This window comes from Prevotella sp. C0026C3 (genome assembly GCF_056590795.1).
Genome location: NZ_JBWPWW010000003.1, coordinates 122,458 through 138,332, shown reverse-complemented (window position 1 = coordinate 138,332; position 15,875 = coordinate 122,458). Strand labels below are relative to the sequence as shown.

The 15,875-nt window shown below is 43.6% G+C and carries 14 protein-coding genes; 2 read left to right on the top strand and 12 right to left on the bottom strand.

From position 1 onward, the window contains the following. Positions 1-103: 103 nt before the first annotated feature. The 7 genes from AC1EK4_RS02905 to AC1EK4_RS02875 form a co-directional block, all read right to left on the bottom strand. Positions 104-1,057 carry an endonuclease/exonuclease/phosphatase family protein gene (locus AC1EK4_RS02905; protein ID WP_036895784.1) on the bottom strand — a complete coding sequence of 318 codons (954 nt, stop codon included), beginning with the start codon at positions 1,055-1,057 and terminating at the stop codon, positions 104-106. A gap of 2 nt (positions 1,058-1,059) precedes the next feature. Then, the gene (locus AC1EK4_RS02900) at positions 1,060-1,845 is read right to left on the bottom strand and encodes a prephenate dehydrogenase (protein ID WP_036895786.1); all 786 of its coding nucleotides are present in this window, start codon (positions 1,843-1,845) and stop codon (positions 1,060-1,062) included. Next, on the bottom strand, positions 1,842-2,909 hold the full coding sequence (locus AC1EK4_RS02895) for a bifunctional 3-deoxy-7-phosphoheptulonate synthase/chorismate mutase type II (RefSeq protein ID WP_036895787.1): 1,068 nt from the start codon (positions 2,907-2,909) through the stop codon (positions 1,842-1,844). The genes AC1EK4_RS02900 and AC1EK4_RS02895 overlap by 4 nt, the downstream gene beginning before the upstream one ends. Positions 2,910-2,922: 13 nt before the next feature. After that, on the bottom strand, positions 2,923-4,104 hold the full coding sequence (locus tag AC1EK4_RS02890) for a pyridoxal phosphate-dependent aminotransferase (RefSeq protein ID WP_084589693.1): 1,182 nt from the start codon (positions 4,102-4,104) through the stop codon (positions 2,923-2,925). Positions 4,105-4,162: 58 nt separating this feature from the next. Then, entirely contained in the window at positions 4,163-4,993 is an 831-nt protein-coding gene (locus AC1EK4_RS02885; protein ID WP_036895789.1) for a prephenate dehydratase, read from the bottom strand. Between the two features lie 304 nt (positions 4,994-5,297). Further along, on the bottom strand, positions 5,298-6,179 hold the full coding sequence (locus AC1EK4_RS02880) for a tetratricopeptide repeat protein (RefSeq protein WP_036895791.1): 882 nt from the start codon (positions 6,177-6,179) through the stop codon (positions 5,298-5,300). 1 nt (position 6,180) lies between these two features. Then, positions 6,181-6,771 (bottom strand): Tat pathway signal sequence, encoded by a 591-nt coding sequence (locus AC1EK4_RS02875; protein WP_480356945.1) that lies wholly within the window; start codon positions 6,769-6,771, stop codon positions 6,181-6,183. A 197-nt stretch (positions 6,772-6,968) separates the two neighbouring features. Here AC1EK4_RS02875 and AC1EK4_RS02870 point away from each other — a divergent pair, with 197 nt between their 5' ends. Continuing rightward, the gene (locus tag AC1EK4_RS02870; protein ID WP_036895977.1) at positions 6,969-8,492 is read left to right on the top strand and encodes a DUF438 domain-containing protein; all 1,524 of its coding nucleotides are present in this window, start codon (positions 6,969-6,971) and stop codon (positions 8,490-8,492) included. A 276-nt stretch (positions 8,493-8,768) separates the two neighbouring features. Here AC1EK4_RS02870 and AC1EK4_RS02865 read toward each other — a convergent pair whose 3' ends face one another. After that, a complete protein-coding gene (locus AC1EK4_RS02865) occupies positions 8,769-9,284 on the bottom strand; it encodes a DUF6646 family protein (RefSeq protein ID WP_036895794.1) in 516 nt (171 codons plus the stop codon). Next, positions 9,281-10,729 carry a hypothetical protein gene (locus AC1EK4_RS02860; RefSeq protein WP_197421713.1) on the bottom strand — a complete coding sequence of 483 codons (1,449 nt, stop codon included), beginning with the start codon at positions 10,727-10,729 and terminating at the stop codon, positions 9,281-9,283. The genes AC1EK4_RS02865 and AC1EK4_RS02860 overlap by 4 nt, the downstream gene beginning before the upstream one ends. A gap of 191 nt (positions 10,730-10,920) precedes the next feature. Between AC1EK4_RS02860 and AC1EK4_RS02855 the strand changes: the two genes are divergently transcribed. Next, a complete protein-coding gene (locus AC1EK4_RS02855; protein ID WP_052052700.1) occupies positions 10,921-11,574 on the top strand; it encodes a hypothetical protein in 654 nt (217 codons plus the stop codon). Between the two features lie 13 nt (positions 11,575-11,587). Here AC1EK4_RS02855 and AC1EK4_RS02850 read toward each other — a convergent pair whose 3' ends face one another. From AC1EK4_RS02850 to metA, 3 genes are read right to left on the bottom strand one after another with little or no spacing between them, the layout of a single operon-like run. Beyond that, the gene (locus tag AC1EK4_RS02850) at positions 11,588-12,595 is read right to left on the bottom strand and encodes a hypothetical protein (RefSeq protein WP_036895801.1); all 1,008 of its coding nucleotides are present in this window, start codon (positions 12,593-12,595) and stop codon (positions 11,588-11,590) included. Continuing rightward, on the bottom strand, positions 12,585-14,435 hold the full coding sequence (locus tag AC1EK4_RS02845; protein WP_036895980.1) for a peptidase U32 family protein: 1,851 nt from the start codon (positions 14,433-14,435) through the stop codon (positions 12,585-12,587). The genes AC1EK4_RS02850 and AC1EK4_RS02845 overlap by 11 nt, the downstream gene beginning before the upstream one ends. 8 nt (positions 14,436-14,443) lie before the next feature. Then, the gene (gene metA, locus AC1EK4_RS02840; RefSeq protein ID WP_480356943.1) at positions 14,444-15,361 is read right to left on the bottom strand and encodes a homoserine O-acetyltransferase MetA; all 918 of its coding nucleotides are present in this window, start codon (positions 15,359-15,361) and stop codon (positions 14,444-14,446) included. Between the last annotated feature and the right edge of the window lie 514 nt (positions 15,362-15,875).

Below are 15,875 nucleotides of genomic sequence, written 5' to 3'. Positions count from 1 at the left end.
GCTGTAAAGCCTCTGCAGTAAAACTGAAAAAGCCCTGCAGTAACACTGCAGAGACTTTGCATTAAATCCATATTACCAATACGTTACAGCTATTATATTTACTTTATTCTTCAACTCCGACTCTAAAGCGAGCTATCAAAGGCAGATGGTCGCTGAAACCATTGTTATATTGGCCCCCATTGAAATTACGTCGAGGTTGCAGTCCGCCATACTTCTCATCATCGGTCAATAAAAACGGGGCATCAAAGATATAACAACTATCCAACAACAACTGCATCGAGAGGCTACAAAATATATGGTCTAGACTCCCCCACTTGCCTTTATAACGGTATGTTCCTTTTGCTCCGTGCATGCCGATAACATTCTCTGACACGTCTTGTAACCCTCGTTCACCGATATACATCAGACTTTTATCACCCACATAGTCATTGAAGTCGCCTGCCACAATGATACGTGCACGAGGAGACAGAACGCGAATGGAATCTACAGAAGCCATCAATCGCTCAGCTACAGCCATGCGAAACGGACGAGAATGCACCTCACCACCCGACCGACTAGGTGCATGTACTACGAACACATGGAGCGTATCATCGTCTATCAATAGCCCCGAAACATAAAGAATGTCGCGTGTCGGACGCATATTCTTTATTGGTTGGATGCGGATAGAATGGTGATTGATGGGACGAAACGCAAAAGGTGAATACATCAAAGCCACATCAATACCTCGCTCATCGGGCGAATTGGTCATAATATATTCGTAGCGTGCTTTGCGCAAAAGTGACCGTTTGGTGAGGTCGCGCATCACCGTATCGTTCTCAACTTCGCACAATGCCACCATATCGGGCAACGTCCAACCTGCCGAATCGCCTCCACAAGCAATGATTTCCTGCCCAATGTGATTAAGTTTACGCCAGTATCGAGCATTGTTCCAATAATGATAACTATCCGGCAAAAACTCCGTGTCGTTCTTGAGAGAATCGTGTTGCGTATCGAAAAGATTCTCCGTATTCAGCTCTACAAATGTGAAAATGCTCAGTAAGAGGGTCAACAACGCCATCTTTATGCTAAATCTTGCTTCAGATTTTTACGAATCTTGGTGAGATAGGACTTCATTCCACTCGCATCTTTCTTATCTATTATCTCCAATAATTCCTTTAATTCCGTGCGAATTTGCGACACTTGGTCGTGTGTATAAGGGTTGAAAAGAATCTCTTGTAATAGATAATCGTCCTCAGAGAGCACTCCACGAGCTATGCGCATGTGGCGTTTAAAGGTAGTACCCGGTGCATCTTGATGCTTCATCACAGCCGCAAAGACAAACGTACTCACAAAAGGAATACTCAAAGAATAGGCTACCGTCTCGTCATGTTCTTGGAAAGTGTACTCGTAGATATTGAGTCCCAGTCGCTGATACATATCCTTAAAGAAGATACGTCCCATGTAATCGCCCTCGCTAATGATGATGGCGTTCTCCTCACTCAGTTGATTAAGGTTGGCGAAAGTAGGTCCGAACATCGGGTGAGTGCTCACATACGGGCGCCCACACTGCTCATAAAACTCTTTCAGTCCGGTCTTAACACTAGCTATATCACTAATGATACAGTCATCATTCAGGTAAGGTAATATCTCTTTAAAAGCACTGATGGTATACTTTACGGTCACCGCATTGATGACAAGTTCGGGATTAAACGCCTTCACCTCATCCAGTTGAGTGAACCGTTGACAGTTATAAGTGAAGCGCATACGTTGCGCATCGCGCTCATATACAGCAACCTCGTGCTCAAAACTAAGCAGGTCGATGAAGAAACTCCCCATCTTACCTGCACCCATGACTAATATTCTCATTTCTGATTGACTATTTCAAGTTGCTGACGAACACTCTCTTCATGTATCTCTTCAAAGATATGAGCCACACTTTCAGCGCTCAATCCACACAAAACACCCTGTGCTCCACGCTTCTCTAAGATTTCGTTGTAACGATTAGACTGCAATACTGTCATGTTGTGTTCCTTCTTATACTGTCCTATCTCGCGACAAACACGAAGTCGTTTGGCCAAAAGTTCCATCAATTGGTTGTCCAAATCGTCTATCTGACTACGTAGTTGGCGTATTCCTTCGGTCGTAGTATGCTCGTCACGGATAACCAACAAGTTCAGAATATAGTCGAGTACATCGGGCGTAACCTGTTGCAATGCATCGCTCCAAGCCGTATCCGGCGTGCAATGGCTTTCTATTATCAAGCCGTCGAAGCCCAAATCCATAGCTTGTTGGCACAAAGGAGCAATCAAATCGCGGCGTCCTCCGATGTGACTGGGGTCGCAAACGATTGGCAATGCAGGTATGCGACGATGGAGTTCGATGGGGATTTGCCACATCGGAAGATTGCGATAAATCTTCTTATCATAGCTGGAAAAACCACGATGGATAGCTCCCAACCGTTTAATACCAGCTTGATTGATACGCTGTAAAGCTCCTATCCATAGTTCTAAGTCGGGGTTTACGGGATTCTTAACAAACACCGGGATATCAATACCTTTCAAACTGTCGGCCAAAGCTTGCACAGCGAAAGGATTGGCACTGGTTCGTGCGCCTACCCACAAAATGTCTACACCATACTTCAAACACAATTCTACATGTTCAGGTGTAGCAACTTCGGTTGCTATCAACATACCGGTTTCTTCCTTAGCAGCCTTCAACCAAGGCAAAGCTTGCTCTCCACATCCTTCGAAACCACCCGGTTTGGTACGAGGTTTCCATACTCCGGCACGGAACATGTGGCAACCTTTGGCAGCCAACTGCTTGGCAGTGGTCATCACTTGTTCCTCTGTCTCGGCCGAACAAGGACCAGCCATCACTATCGGACGTTCTTGATCACTAGGCAATGTAAGGGGTTCTAATTCTAATTCCATATTCTATTGTATTTTAATTCGTTGTTGATAATGATATTCTTTGGATTCTTTCCAATGCTTCCTGTATCTTTTCGTCCTTCGCACAAAGGCTGATTCGAATATAACGTTTACCGTTGTTGCCAAAGATAAAGCCCGGAGTGATAAACACCTTTACCTCATGTAGTACTCTTTCAGTGAGTTCTTCGACATCCTGATACGTCTCAGGTATCTTGCCCCAAAGAAACATTCCCACCTGTTGAGAATCGAACTCACAACCTAACGTGGTCATGATTTGCTCGGCAATATGGCGACGGCGACGGTAAACATCTATATTATATTCTTGATGCCAAGCCTCATCGTTAGTCTGATAAGCCTCGGCTGCTGCCATTTGAATGCCTCGAAAGGTGCCGCTATCGATATTGCTTTTCACCTTAAGTATCCAATTGATGAACGTAGAATTGCTTGCACAGAGCCCTACACGCCACCCCGGCATGTTGAAACTTTTACTCATAGAGTTGAATTCTATGCAATAATCCTTTGCTCCGGGAACCTGAAGTATGGACAACTTCTCACCCTCATTCAAGATAAAAGAATAAGGATTGTCGTTCACAATGACGATATTATGCTTCTTAGCAAAAGCGACCAAACGCTCAAAAGTTTCCCGACGAGCATTTCCACCTGTCGGCATGTGCGGATAATTCACCCACATCAACTTAACACTTTCAAGGTTCATCTGCTCCAACTCATTAAAGTCGGGCTGCCAACCATTATCTTCTCGCAGATTATAATTGATGACGTTGGCACCCAACAGTTTGCTCAATGAGGTATAAGTGGGATATCCCGGATCGGGAACGAGCACCGAATCACCTGGATTGACAAACGCCAACGTGGTATGAAGTATCCCCTCTTTACTACCTATCAAAGGCTGAATCTCGGTTACTGGGTCTAATTCTACATGATACCATTTGCGATAAAAGGCAGCCATAGCGTTGCGTAGCTCCGGTATTCCCACCGTAGGTTGATAACCATGTGCCGATGGTTGTTGTGCTACCTCTATCAGTTTATCCACCGTTTGCTTCGATGGTGGCATGTCGGGAGAACCGATTGCCAAACTGATAACATCCTCACCATTGGCATTCATCTTTGCAACTTCTTTCAGTTTACGACTGAAATAGTATTCTTGTACTTCGTTTAATCTATCTGCCAGTTGTATCATTGTCTCTATATTTTTATTCTTTTATCACATAAAACTTCTCACTACTCACTCTTAACTCCTAACTTTCACAATATTCTCCCAGCACGGTGAGTTCTTTTACCAAGGGAGTTATGGCATCTATCGACTGTCGGTATCGTGTCAAATTGTTGAATGTGAGGTCTATATAGAACAAATATTCCCACTCATGACCGATAATTGGCAACGACTGTATCTTCGTAAGATTGATGTTATAGAAACTCAATATCGTCAGTATCTTACTCAGACTACCTTCTTCATGAGGCAGAGAGAATACCAAGTTCGACTTGTTCGACTTCTCCAAAGAGCGTAGGAAATCAGCCTTCTGTGGCGTACTCACAACCAAAAAGCGCGTATAGTTGTGCTTATTATCGTGAATATCTTCTTGTAAGATACGCATTCCGTACAGCTTGGCAGCATACGTTGAACAGATAGCAGCCCATCCATGGACTTGATGCTTGGCTATATATTCAGCCGAGCCTGCGGTATCTTCCGCCTCAACAGCTTTCATTTCAGGATGATTAGCAAGGAATTGTCGACACTGAGCAAGGGCAACCGGGTGGGAATGAACCTCTGTTATGCTGCTCCAATCGTCGTCAGGCAAACAACATATAGCATGTTCTATGTGCAGCTTATGCTCACCAACAACCGTCACACCTGAGTTACGAAGAAGTTCATAATTATGTAGCAAACTGCCGGCAATGGTATTTTCGATAGCCAACATACCAATAACAGTAGGGTCACGACGAATGTTTTCAAACACTTCTTCAAACGTTCCACAACATATTAATTGTATCTGTTCGCCTTCAAAGTATTGATGTGCGGCAATGTCATGAAACGAACCACGCTCTCCTTGTATTGCTATTCTCTTCATATCTGGTTTTCTCTATACTCCGGATAAGTTTATTCCGGTAAAACAAAAACGGTCCTCACTCTGATAAGCGGGACCGTTTCGTTATTTCGTTTGTCTTTTTTCTTAAGTTAAAATCTACACGCAACTTCCCGCTTCACAAATTCTTGCAAAGTAAAAATAAAAGTAATAAAAAGATGCATAAGACTTATTCATGCTTTATTTCTTTATTCTGTTGTGTTTATATTTGCCTACAAAAGTAGAATAATAATTTTATCTATCCAAGAAAAATGCTCAAAAATATGGCACACAAACTACAATTCGATATTTAGAAGCCATACGGATTGTTCGCCCGATATTTATTTTCCATCTTCTGTTGAAGTGTTCCCGGCTCATTTTCATCAGCTTGCTGGGATATTCCCGATGCTACTGCCAGTTCCTGAGCCTGCTGTTCGTCGGCTTCAGCCTCAGCTATCTTACCTACCAATCGAAACATACCTGCACGTTCTTGGAATGCTGCTTGACAGAAAGGATTAACTCCTATTACCTTATTATAATAAATAATAGCATCCTCGGTATTTTCTCGCTTTGCCTCTATTCTAGCTTTCAAGAGCAACACATCTTCATTTTCAGCCACATGCTCCAGCAACCATTGCACGTCTTCATCGGCTTCGGTGAGTGCATCTTCTTTCAAATGTATTTCGCCACGAAGCAAGTAAGCATCGCCATATTTATCGTTCAGACCAATAGCCTTGGTCAACATAGCCACCGCGTTTGAGCTATCTCCCTGTCCCATACAAGCCTGTCCATAGAGATAATGTACCTCTGCACTGTCGTTATCTATCAACAATGCCTTCTCACAGGCATCACCCATAGCCTGATAATCGTCCATCATATAGGCCACATTTGCCATTCTCAAAAGAATCTTTTGGTTGTCGGGCGCCTTCTCAGCCATCTTTTGCAATTGCTCATAAGCCTGTAATGGCTCATTGACCATCATGAAAGTCTGCGACAGGTAATCCCTTATCTCCAAGTCTTCCTGTCTCTCCAGCGCATGCTCGAAACAACGAATGGCATACGAAGCATTCCCTGTCTTCATAGCACGAACACCATCATACTTCAGCACCTCGAAATCTTTCTCTTCTTGGTGCTTCTTTTCTTCCTCACTATCTTCGGTCTTTCCACCGAACAAAGCCCTTAAAAAATTCATTCTATTTTAGTTTTTCATAAGCACTTACAGGCACAATATCGGTGCGTTCCCACTTAGGCCAACTGCTACTCTCAATATATTTTTCACCTGCTTTACGGTACGACATAAAGAAGAAACGTGCATTGATATAGCCATCAGTGCCATCCTTAGCCAGTACATAACAATAAGCACGCTTGCGATATCCCGTTATCTTGCCTCCTTCTTTTACCGCCGTATTCAACCATTCCATCTGTGGAACGACAGCGCTAACAATTGTTGCATTGGGATATTTCTTCTTAAAGGCAGCCGTTGACAAGTCTATCAAGGTCTTATCATCACTGGGATTACCCTTCGCAAAGAGGTCGGTGGTATAGATTGGCATATATTTTACGCCATCAATTTCCTTCAAATCAGCATCTTTATCCACTCTATCATCAAATCCAATGGCGTCACCCAACTCGTGTCCGGCATTTACCATTGTCGTCTTTGTTTTCTTCCAGAACTTTGAAACCTTCTTACCAAAGTTCTCCTTCTGCGTCGTATTCTGTGCATGCACCGGCATACCAATCAGTAAAAGTGCTGCTAAAAATTCCATCACTGTTTTCTTCATCATTGTTATGCTTATTAGTTAGTTGGGCAAAAATAGCAAAATCCACCTGATACACCAAACTTATTCAATTTTATTAGGAAAAACTTCATTTGTATAAATTTAACACCTCGGAGTCACATTTGTTACTCATTCCTATCCAACTTTATACTTATATTTGCATCATCAAACATCATAAACGTCAAAAAAAGGAATATAACCGTATGGCAAATTCAATGAAAGAACATCTTCCGGAGATTGAACAAGAAAGGATGAAGGCGTTGCTCGACATCGAGGAGAAATACGAAACCGGTGCATTATCGCTCGAAGAGGCTAGAAAAGAACTGGCTTTGCGCGTGGGTAAAATACGCCCTTACCACATCGCCTTCGTAGAACAGAACATGATGGAAGCCGACGATGACGAATGCGTACGCGTGGATATGCGCATGACACTGCAACTACTAGATGGCATCCTTGACACTTCGCGCCCCAAACTTCCACCTTCTCATCCGCTCATGCACTACTATCGGGAGAACGACGAGATGCGCAAACTACTCTTGGCTGTAGAAGATTTGATTCAATATCCGATGATTAAGAACCAATGGCTGGAACTTTACGACCGGATAGGGCAGTACCCTATTCACTACAAACGTAAACAAAACCAGCTCTACCCGATGTTGGAGAAGAAGGGATTCACACGCCCTACAACCACCATGTGGAACTTCGACGATATCGTAAGAGACGAGATACGCGACTCACAGAAGCTCCTTAACGAAACAGACGAGGATAAATTCATCGCACTGCAGCGCACGCTCATCGACCATTGTCGCGACTTGATGGAGAAAGAAGAGGCCATCCTCTACCCCACTTCGCAGGCTCTGATTACCGAAACAGAGTTCGAAGAGATGAAAGAGGGCGACCAAGAGATTGGGTTTGCATTCTTCCAAGTGGAACATCCTACTGCAAAAGCAGAGCCGAGACACGCCGCTGCCGACGGATTCGCAGCCGAGTTACAGCAACTCTTGGGCAAATATGGCTACAATTCGGGGAGTAATGACAAGCTTGACGTGACTACCGGAAAGCTCACACTCGACCAAATCAACCTCATCTATAAGCATTTGCCCATCGACATATCGTTTGTCGACGAGAACGAATTGGTTTGTTTCTACTCGGACACCGACCACCGCATATTCCCTAGAAGTAAGAATGTGATAGGCCGAGAAGTGATGAATTGCCATCCACGCAAGAGTGCCCACATCGTAAGAGAGGTGATAGACAAGTTGCGGAGCGGCGAGCAAGACCGCGCAGAGTTTTGGATTAACAAGCCCGATTTGTTTATCTACATCATATACATAGCTGTGAGAGACAAAGAAGGAATGTTTCGTGGCGTGCTAGAGATGATGCAAGACTGCACGCACATACGCTCGCTCGAGGGTTCTCAGACACTGCTTACATGGGCCGGAGAGACGCCTGAACCTACTACACAAACCGTGGAAGATGAGGCAGACGACACAGAAGGGGTGGACGAAATCACTCGCAAAACCAGACTCAAAGACCTGCTGAAACAGTATCCCGGCTTGAAAAAACGCTTACCGGAGATTGCACCGGAGTTCAAAATGCTCAGTTCGCCGCTCGGAAAGATTATCGCCGCCAAGGCCGATGTACAGATGATGAGCGACCGTTCGGGTCTGAAACTAGACTACTTGATAGCCCAATTGGAACGTCTCACAAGCGAATTGAAACAATAGTTTCTCACACTTGGTCGGCTGCAAAGGCCATGCAGCGTCATTGCAAGAGCCTGACAGCAATGCCGCCAAGGCTAGACGGCGATGCTGCCAAGGCTCTGCAGAGAATTAACAGACGCGCTGACAAGCTGACGAATTAACGATTCGGGGCAACAAGACGACCTAGCCGAGATTACGATATAAGAAATGATAAAAACAAAAAGAGGGGGCTTTGCCATTTGCTACCAAGCATCCGGCATAGCTCCCTCACTGTTTTTGGACATTCAGTCCTTATTCTTCTTAATCTATATTGATAGTCAATCCCAAAGAAACTTGTATCTTACGCGTATATAAACTTGGAAAATCAGTTATGCGCTCAAACGTTCTTAGTATATTATATTGCGCTTGTGCATACAGTCCAAAAGTTTCATTGAGACTATAACGAAGCCCACTGTGCACATCAAATACACGAGACCCTATGCCCACACCGGTATAGAAATCTATTGTGGAAGGCAGCTTGAGTGCATCGTCCCAATGTATATCGACAGGAAAAGACAGGTCAACACCATTAACAAAGTCTGGTTCGTCGTCAGATTCAGACTTTCCTATAAACAACACAGAGCCTTTCATACCCACTGATACCCAATCACTCATGCCCCAATCATAGCACAATTCTACACCCGAACGGCCACCTACATTGAGATAACCGGCCGAAATCTTTCTGTCCAAATCGCCATCATAGGCTTGGGCAGATGCAGAAATCGAGATTCCTAAAAGCAGTATGATGAAAGCTATATATCTATACCAAGTTCTCATTTGATGGTGTATTTATTCACGTAAACAACCTTACGACGATCCCCGGTCTGCGTATTTTTAACCACATGTGTGCCGTATACCAAGAAGTTGTCGCCATACCAGTGACTCGAATTAGCATATTTGCCCTTCTTTACTTTTTCGTCTTCATTGTCGGTTTCGATGACTTCCTCCGTACGATCTTTGACTACCGCACCGGTTTGGTTATTAAACAGCTTCATCACAATGCGTTTCTTATCAGCAAATAGCATCTTAGCTCCGGCATCACTCAGACTAGTCGAAATAAATCTCTTGACGTAATATGGTTTGGTACGAGGTGCCATCTCAAAGCTATTATCCCACACCACATCACCTTGAGGATTGAATTTCACAAGAATAGCATGCGTATAGGCATAGCCATCGAACTCTCGAACCCATGTCCTACCAATCATCACCATTCGATAAGTGGGGTAATAAGCCTCACCAAGATAGAAATAATCCTTCCCATCGCTCATAATCTTGTGCGATGCCATGAAGTAGTTCCGCGTATATTCCTTACCCTCTTTAGCTTTCTTCTCTTTCTTTCGTTCTATCTTTTTCTGAGCCCTTTCACTCATATAATCAGCAAAATGCTTCAAATCAAGATAGTTATAGAACTTCAAGAAGCTAAAATTCCAGTCCTTCAGCTCACCGAAATAGATACCCTGCGAGCCCACTTTCTTCGTAGCATAGGTTCCTGTAACAAAGTATTTGTTACCGACTTTCGAGATAGAAGCAGACACTAGCTCTTGGTCGATATCCTTTGTAAGCAGCGTAGCACCCAACTGTTTACCTTGCATATCGATACGTGAAAGATACACTTCGCGTTCCGCACGCACGAAAGCATAGACGATTCCATCTATCACCTGCGTCTCCAAGATAAACACATTCTTGTCTTTTACTCCCTCAAAGTGAATATCGGCATACTTGCAATCACCCGTCTTCATATCGATAATACCCACACGCTCCAGTTTCTTCACGGTAGAACTGAACACCGCATAGCCGTCGACAATCTGTATATTACGCATGGTACCCTTCTTAGCATACTCACCTTCAGTCATTTTAACCTTACGCGTTTTAGCATCAAAAGCCAAGATGGCAAATTCACCACTACGTTCTCTCAACACCGTATAGAGAGTTCCGGCATCAAATATATTAGAGTGGATGTACATACGCTTATCTACCAACAGCGAATCAGTGCTGATTGGCTTCATTGCTGTAGAGAAAAATTGCATCTTAAAAAATCGCTTCCCATCTTTAGAATCTTTGGCAAAAGACTGTACCATCAATCCCTTATCCTCCATCGGGACAATGTTCTCGTCTTCATAATCATCTTTTGCGCTGAACTCCAAACGCCCTGTTATTTGCGCAAAGCTACAGCCCAAGGAGCCAAACAGCACCATACACATCAACAATAAAACCTTTTTCATGTCTACACTTTGATTTAGTTATAAATTTCATTGGCAAATATAGGAAATAAAAGAATTGCATCCAAGCAATTCTAAAACAATAATTTACATCTTCATCTAAATGTCGTATGATTAGTTCCAAATAAGTGCAAATTATCACTAAAGTTGTTTGTAGGTCTTGGTTTTTATTTTCTAAAAGTCTAACTTTGCCCATGATGAAAAGAAAGGTACTCATAGTAACTATCCTACTTGGACTTTGTACTATTAGCAAAGCCCAACAGACCGCAGACACCACAGCCACCGTGCTGCAGCCGCCTGTACCAATGTCATACGCCATGACACCTTATCATTATTATGGGTGGGGCCTCCATAAGGGACTGAACGTCCAATTAGGCCTTTCCGCTTTTGCTACTTTTGGCAAAAATGTACCCCATCGTGGAGGCTTCACACAAAGCTTGAGTGCAACTTACCTGACTCCGCTGACCAAGAATAATAAACTTTGGCTGGCAGCAGGAGGCTATGTTCAGAACATCAACTGGGGTAGCGACTCCTATAGAGATGGGGCTCTTTATGCTGCATTAGGCTACCGTTTCAACGAACATTGGGAAGCTTGGGTGTATGCAAAGAAGAATATAGCCAACAATTATGGTAATCGTTACTCTTCATTCTACCATCCCGGCTATTGGTATCATGGTCCCATGGGCGGCATGGGAATGTTTACCGGTGACGCAGATGTAGTTGGAGCAGCTGTGAAATACAACATCAATCCAAACATTTCTATCCAAGTGAATGTGGAAGGAGCGCATTACAACAACAAAGACTTCCAGTATTTCGACCAATACAACTACCCTTTAAGCAAGCCTTAAAGCCAAAATAATATCAATTATTCATCGCTCCACAAGACGGACAGCGCCCTTTCTTCGACATCAGAGCACCACAATTCCCGCACGTATAACGCACATATCCCGTCTTCAAATAGCATTTGAGGGCGAAATAGAAGTATAGTACAAGCAGTGGATAGCCTATATAATATAAGGTAGTAATGCTAAACACGATGTAATCGGCAGCACAAACTGCAGCCAATCCACTTAGATATGTGAGCGCAGCTCCAAACTTTAACTGGTGACGAGTATCGTCAAAAGCAGCCAATCCCACTATCAACATGGCCCAAACCAAAGCAAGAAAGATGCCAAGGATAGGCGGAACAGAGAATGGATTCAACGTGGGATGGAAATAGAAATGCCTCCATGTATCGGGCGCAAAGAGTTGAATACTTGCATACAGAGTCGCAGCTGTAGCCACAACAAGTGTCAACAATGTAGGATAAAACGAATTAATATCACGCAAATGTACGATACGTGCTCGCTGACGAAGTATCCTCCGCAACCAATAAACGACTCCGATGATACTGATGACGACCAAGAATATGAGCAAATGGACATCGGAAAAAGTGGAGATAAATTGTGAAATGGGATCATCGGGCACCACCTTTGGCATGAGTTTCGACTCATGTATCCATCCAAACGTATTCTGATCACGTGCCAACTGTACCCATACCGAGTCGACAGAATCATTCGGCAGCACCCGAATATCAGCTACAACCAAATGGTCATGCTTATATACGACCACTGAATCTGTCATCAAATCGGACATAGACTCTTCAGGTTGCTGCTGTATCAAGACGATAGAATCGCTCTTAACTACGAAGTTATAGTTGTTGGTATAGTGGTGTGTGCTCTGAAAAGAGAGCGAATCCAGTTGTCGCGCACTGTATTGTACCATTGCATCGGGCTTAGTTCTCTTCTTATGATAGCACGAAGAGACCATCATTATCAATAATAATGGTAATACACTGGCAATGATTCGATGTACCGATTTATTCTGCATAGATGTTCATTTGGCATTCCTTACAATTAAACTCCAACTCAAACCGTCGGCCATCTCCCAACACCAACTTGAGCGGTTCTTTCCATTCGGGTTTTCGTCCGCCATGCTTGACACAATAACCAAGCGAGAAACGAATGCAATGACGGCATTGCATGATCAGCGCATTGGACTTTGGCTCCACTTCAAAGGCCTTCCCTACCCTTGTCATTCCTTGCTTTTCATAAAATTGTTGAGCCAAGTGGTTGCTCACATTATATAAATATAAATGCTTCTTATATTCCGGTGTCCACGCCAAAGAGCCTATTCCTACTTCTTGCTTTTTCTTATTTTTTGCAGCAATCGGCACTTCGGCAACTGATAACTGTTCTACCAATTGCCTACGCATATCAGTTAATACACTCGAAGGCAAGAAGTAACGATCGACTCCATCGGCCACTGTCACCTCATCACAAAGATAGGGTGTATTGCCTAACTTGGATAGTTGACGAATAATATTATCTCGTTGTGGCTTCTGAGCCTCCTGATGTGCGAAGTCTACTGTAACGGTTTTACCTTCGGCCATCAACGAGAAACCATTCTCAGTAAGTCCAAACGACATCTTTATTTTGATTTTCCGCTCGGCTGTTTGTCCCGATAATGTCTTCTCAAATACCACGTCGTTGTTGCGATACAACCGCATTCCGGGCTTTAAATGAGTCGGCATCTTCAACGGGTAAAGCCTGTTTCCCTCTGCTCGATTTACTCGGAAACCTTCCAATTCCCTATTCGTATTGATGAAACAGAATCCGTCTCCATTGGCAAAGTTGGCCGTTCCAGCCACATTGAAGCTGTTATGACGTATTTCTTTCACCGTCCCGACAAACTCCCCCATAGCTTTGGGCGTATCAAAACTAGCTATAGCAGACTTTCGGCCATTCAAGAAATAGTTGGTAAAACCACGATTAAAAGTCTTTTGTAAGTTGGGCTCAAAGTTGTAACTCACCTCACCTCTTGACGCCCTACAATACTTTTCAGGATATTTCTGTACCAATTGATTGAGTCGTTTGCTATAGGCAGAGACCACATTCTTTACATATCCCACATCTTTCAAGCGTCCTTCTATCTTAAACGAGCATGCACCAGCTTCAGCCAAAGGTTCAAGTTGCTCGATTTGGCACATATCTTTAAGCGACAACAAATACCGCTGATGCTCTATCTCACGACCTGTCGCATCTACCAAATCAAACTTCATACGACAAAATTGTGCACATTCGCCACGATTAGCACTACGATTAAAACAATGTTGAGAGGCATAACAAACACCCGAATAACTCACACACAACGCACCATGTACAAAGACTTCCAACTCTACATCGGGATTCTGTTCATGAATAGAGACTATTTCGGCCACCGAAAGTTCGCGTGCTAGCACCGCACGCTCGAACCCAATAGCCTGCAACCACTTCACCTTCTCGGCCGTACGAGTATCACATTGTGTACTGGCATGCAATGCCGGCAACCTCAAATCGGGTTCTTCCTCATGTAATTGTCGGAACATCTCTACCATTCCCATATCTTGCACCAAGACAGCATCTACTCCAATACGAGCCAATTCGCGGATAAGCGACTTTGTATCGGCTAATTCCTGTTCATAAATAATGGTGTTGACTGTCACATAAATACGTACCCCAAACTGATGGGCATACCTACATAATTGTGCAATATCGTCTATAGCATTGCCGGCAGCAACCCTCGCACCGAAGTGAGTGGCTCCGATATAGACGGCATCGGCCCCATGTGCAATGGCAGCCAAGCCACACTCCAAGTTCTTAGCAGGTGCCAAGAGTTCCAACGTACGTATTTTTTCCATCAGCGAATATCGTCTATATTATAAGGAGTCTCCTGATATACGTAATAATTTATCCAATTGTTATAGAACAAGTTGGCATGTGCACGCCAGCTCACAATAGGCTCTAGTGCCGGATTATCATCATGATAATAATTCCGGGGTAACTCTACATCATCTCGAATATTCTTATCTCGCTTGTATTCTTTGTCCAAAGTGTCGGGTGCATATTCCAAATGTCCGGTGATAAAGAATTCCCGTCCGCCACGCGCCATCACCACACTAACTCCACTCTCGGCCGATTCCGCGATAATATCCAGTTCGGGATACTTCTCTATATCTTCACGATGCACTTCTGTATGTCTGCTTTGAGGCATGTTAAATTCTTCATCGAAGCCTCTAAAGATAGGCAATTGCGGTGCTATCGTCTTCTGTTTGAAGATACCGAACATTTTCTTATCCAACCCATATTTGGGCACATCGTAGAAATGGTATAGCCCTGCCATTGCCCCCCAACATAGGTATAGCGTACTCGTAACATGCGTACGAGCCCAATCAAAGATACGAATTATTTCCGGCCAATACTCTACTTCCTCATAAGGCATGGTTTCAATGGGTGCTCCGGTAATTATCATTCCGTCGAACTTCTCACGAGACAGAGCTTCAAAATCACGATAAAACATCATCATATGTTCCACCGGCGTATTCTTCGGAGTATGACTTTTCAACTTCATGAAGTAGATTTCAAGCTGCAAAGGTGTGTTTGATAGCAACCTGACTAAATCGGTCTCGGTCGTTATCTTGAGCGGCATCAAGTTGAGTACCACAATCTTTAGAGGTCTGATTTCCTGATTGTGCGCACGCGTCTCATCCATCACAAAGATATTTTCTTGCTTTAATATCTCTATCGCAGGCAGTCTGTCTGGTAATCGTAACGGCATTTATGTTCCTTTCAATCTATAAAACTCCTCGCAAAGATAGTGCTATTCATAGATATAACCAAATAAAATTGCAGCATCTGAAAGCGCATATTACAATCCAAACTCATTTACTAGTCTACTTAGTAACTTATCCATTACTTCGTTGCAGAGGCACATCAGCGATGCTGCAAAAACCAAACAGCAAGACTGCCTCGACTTGCCAGCAGTCCTGCCGTAGCCTTGCAGTAACCTCACCCCGTCCCTCTCGCAAGGAGAGGGAGACTGGTTCGAGCCACTCATTGGATGCTCCATCGCCTTGATTGACAGCAAACACCATATGCTGGAAGCAACAATCTTTGACTGCACCGTGCCAATGTTTCACCTCAATAGAGAATTGAAAATATGAAAAACAGAAGCTATGTATTGGACAAAAACAAAATATAACTATCTTTGTAGAAGCAAAGACTGCACTCGACAATCTGGGAATACATTTTCATTGCGCTCGTTTGCACTTCCTTTGTAAACATATCATGAT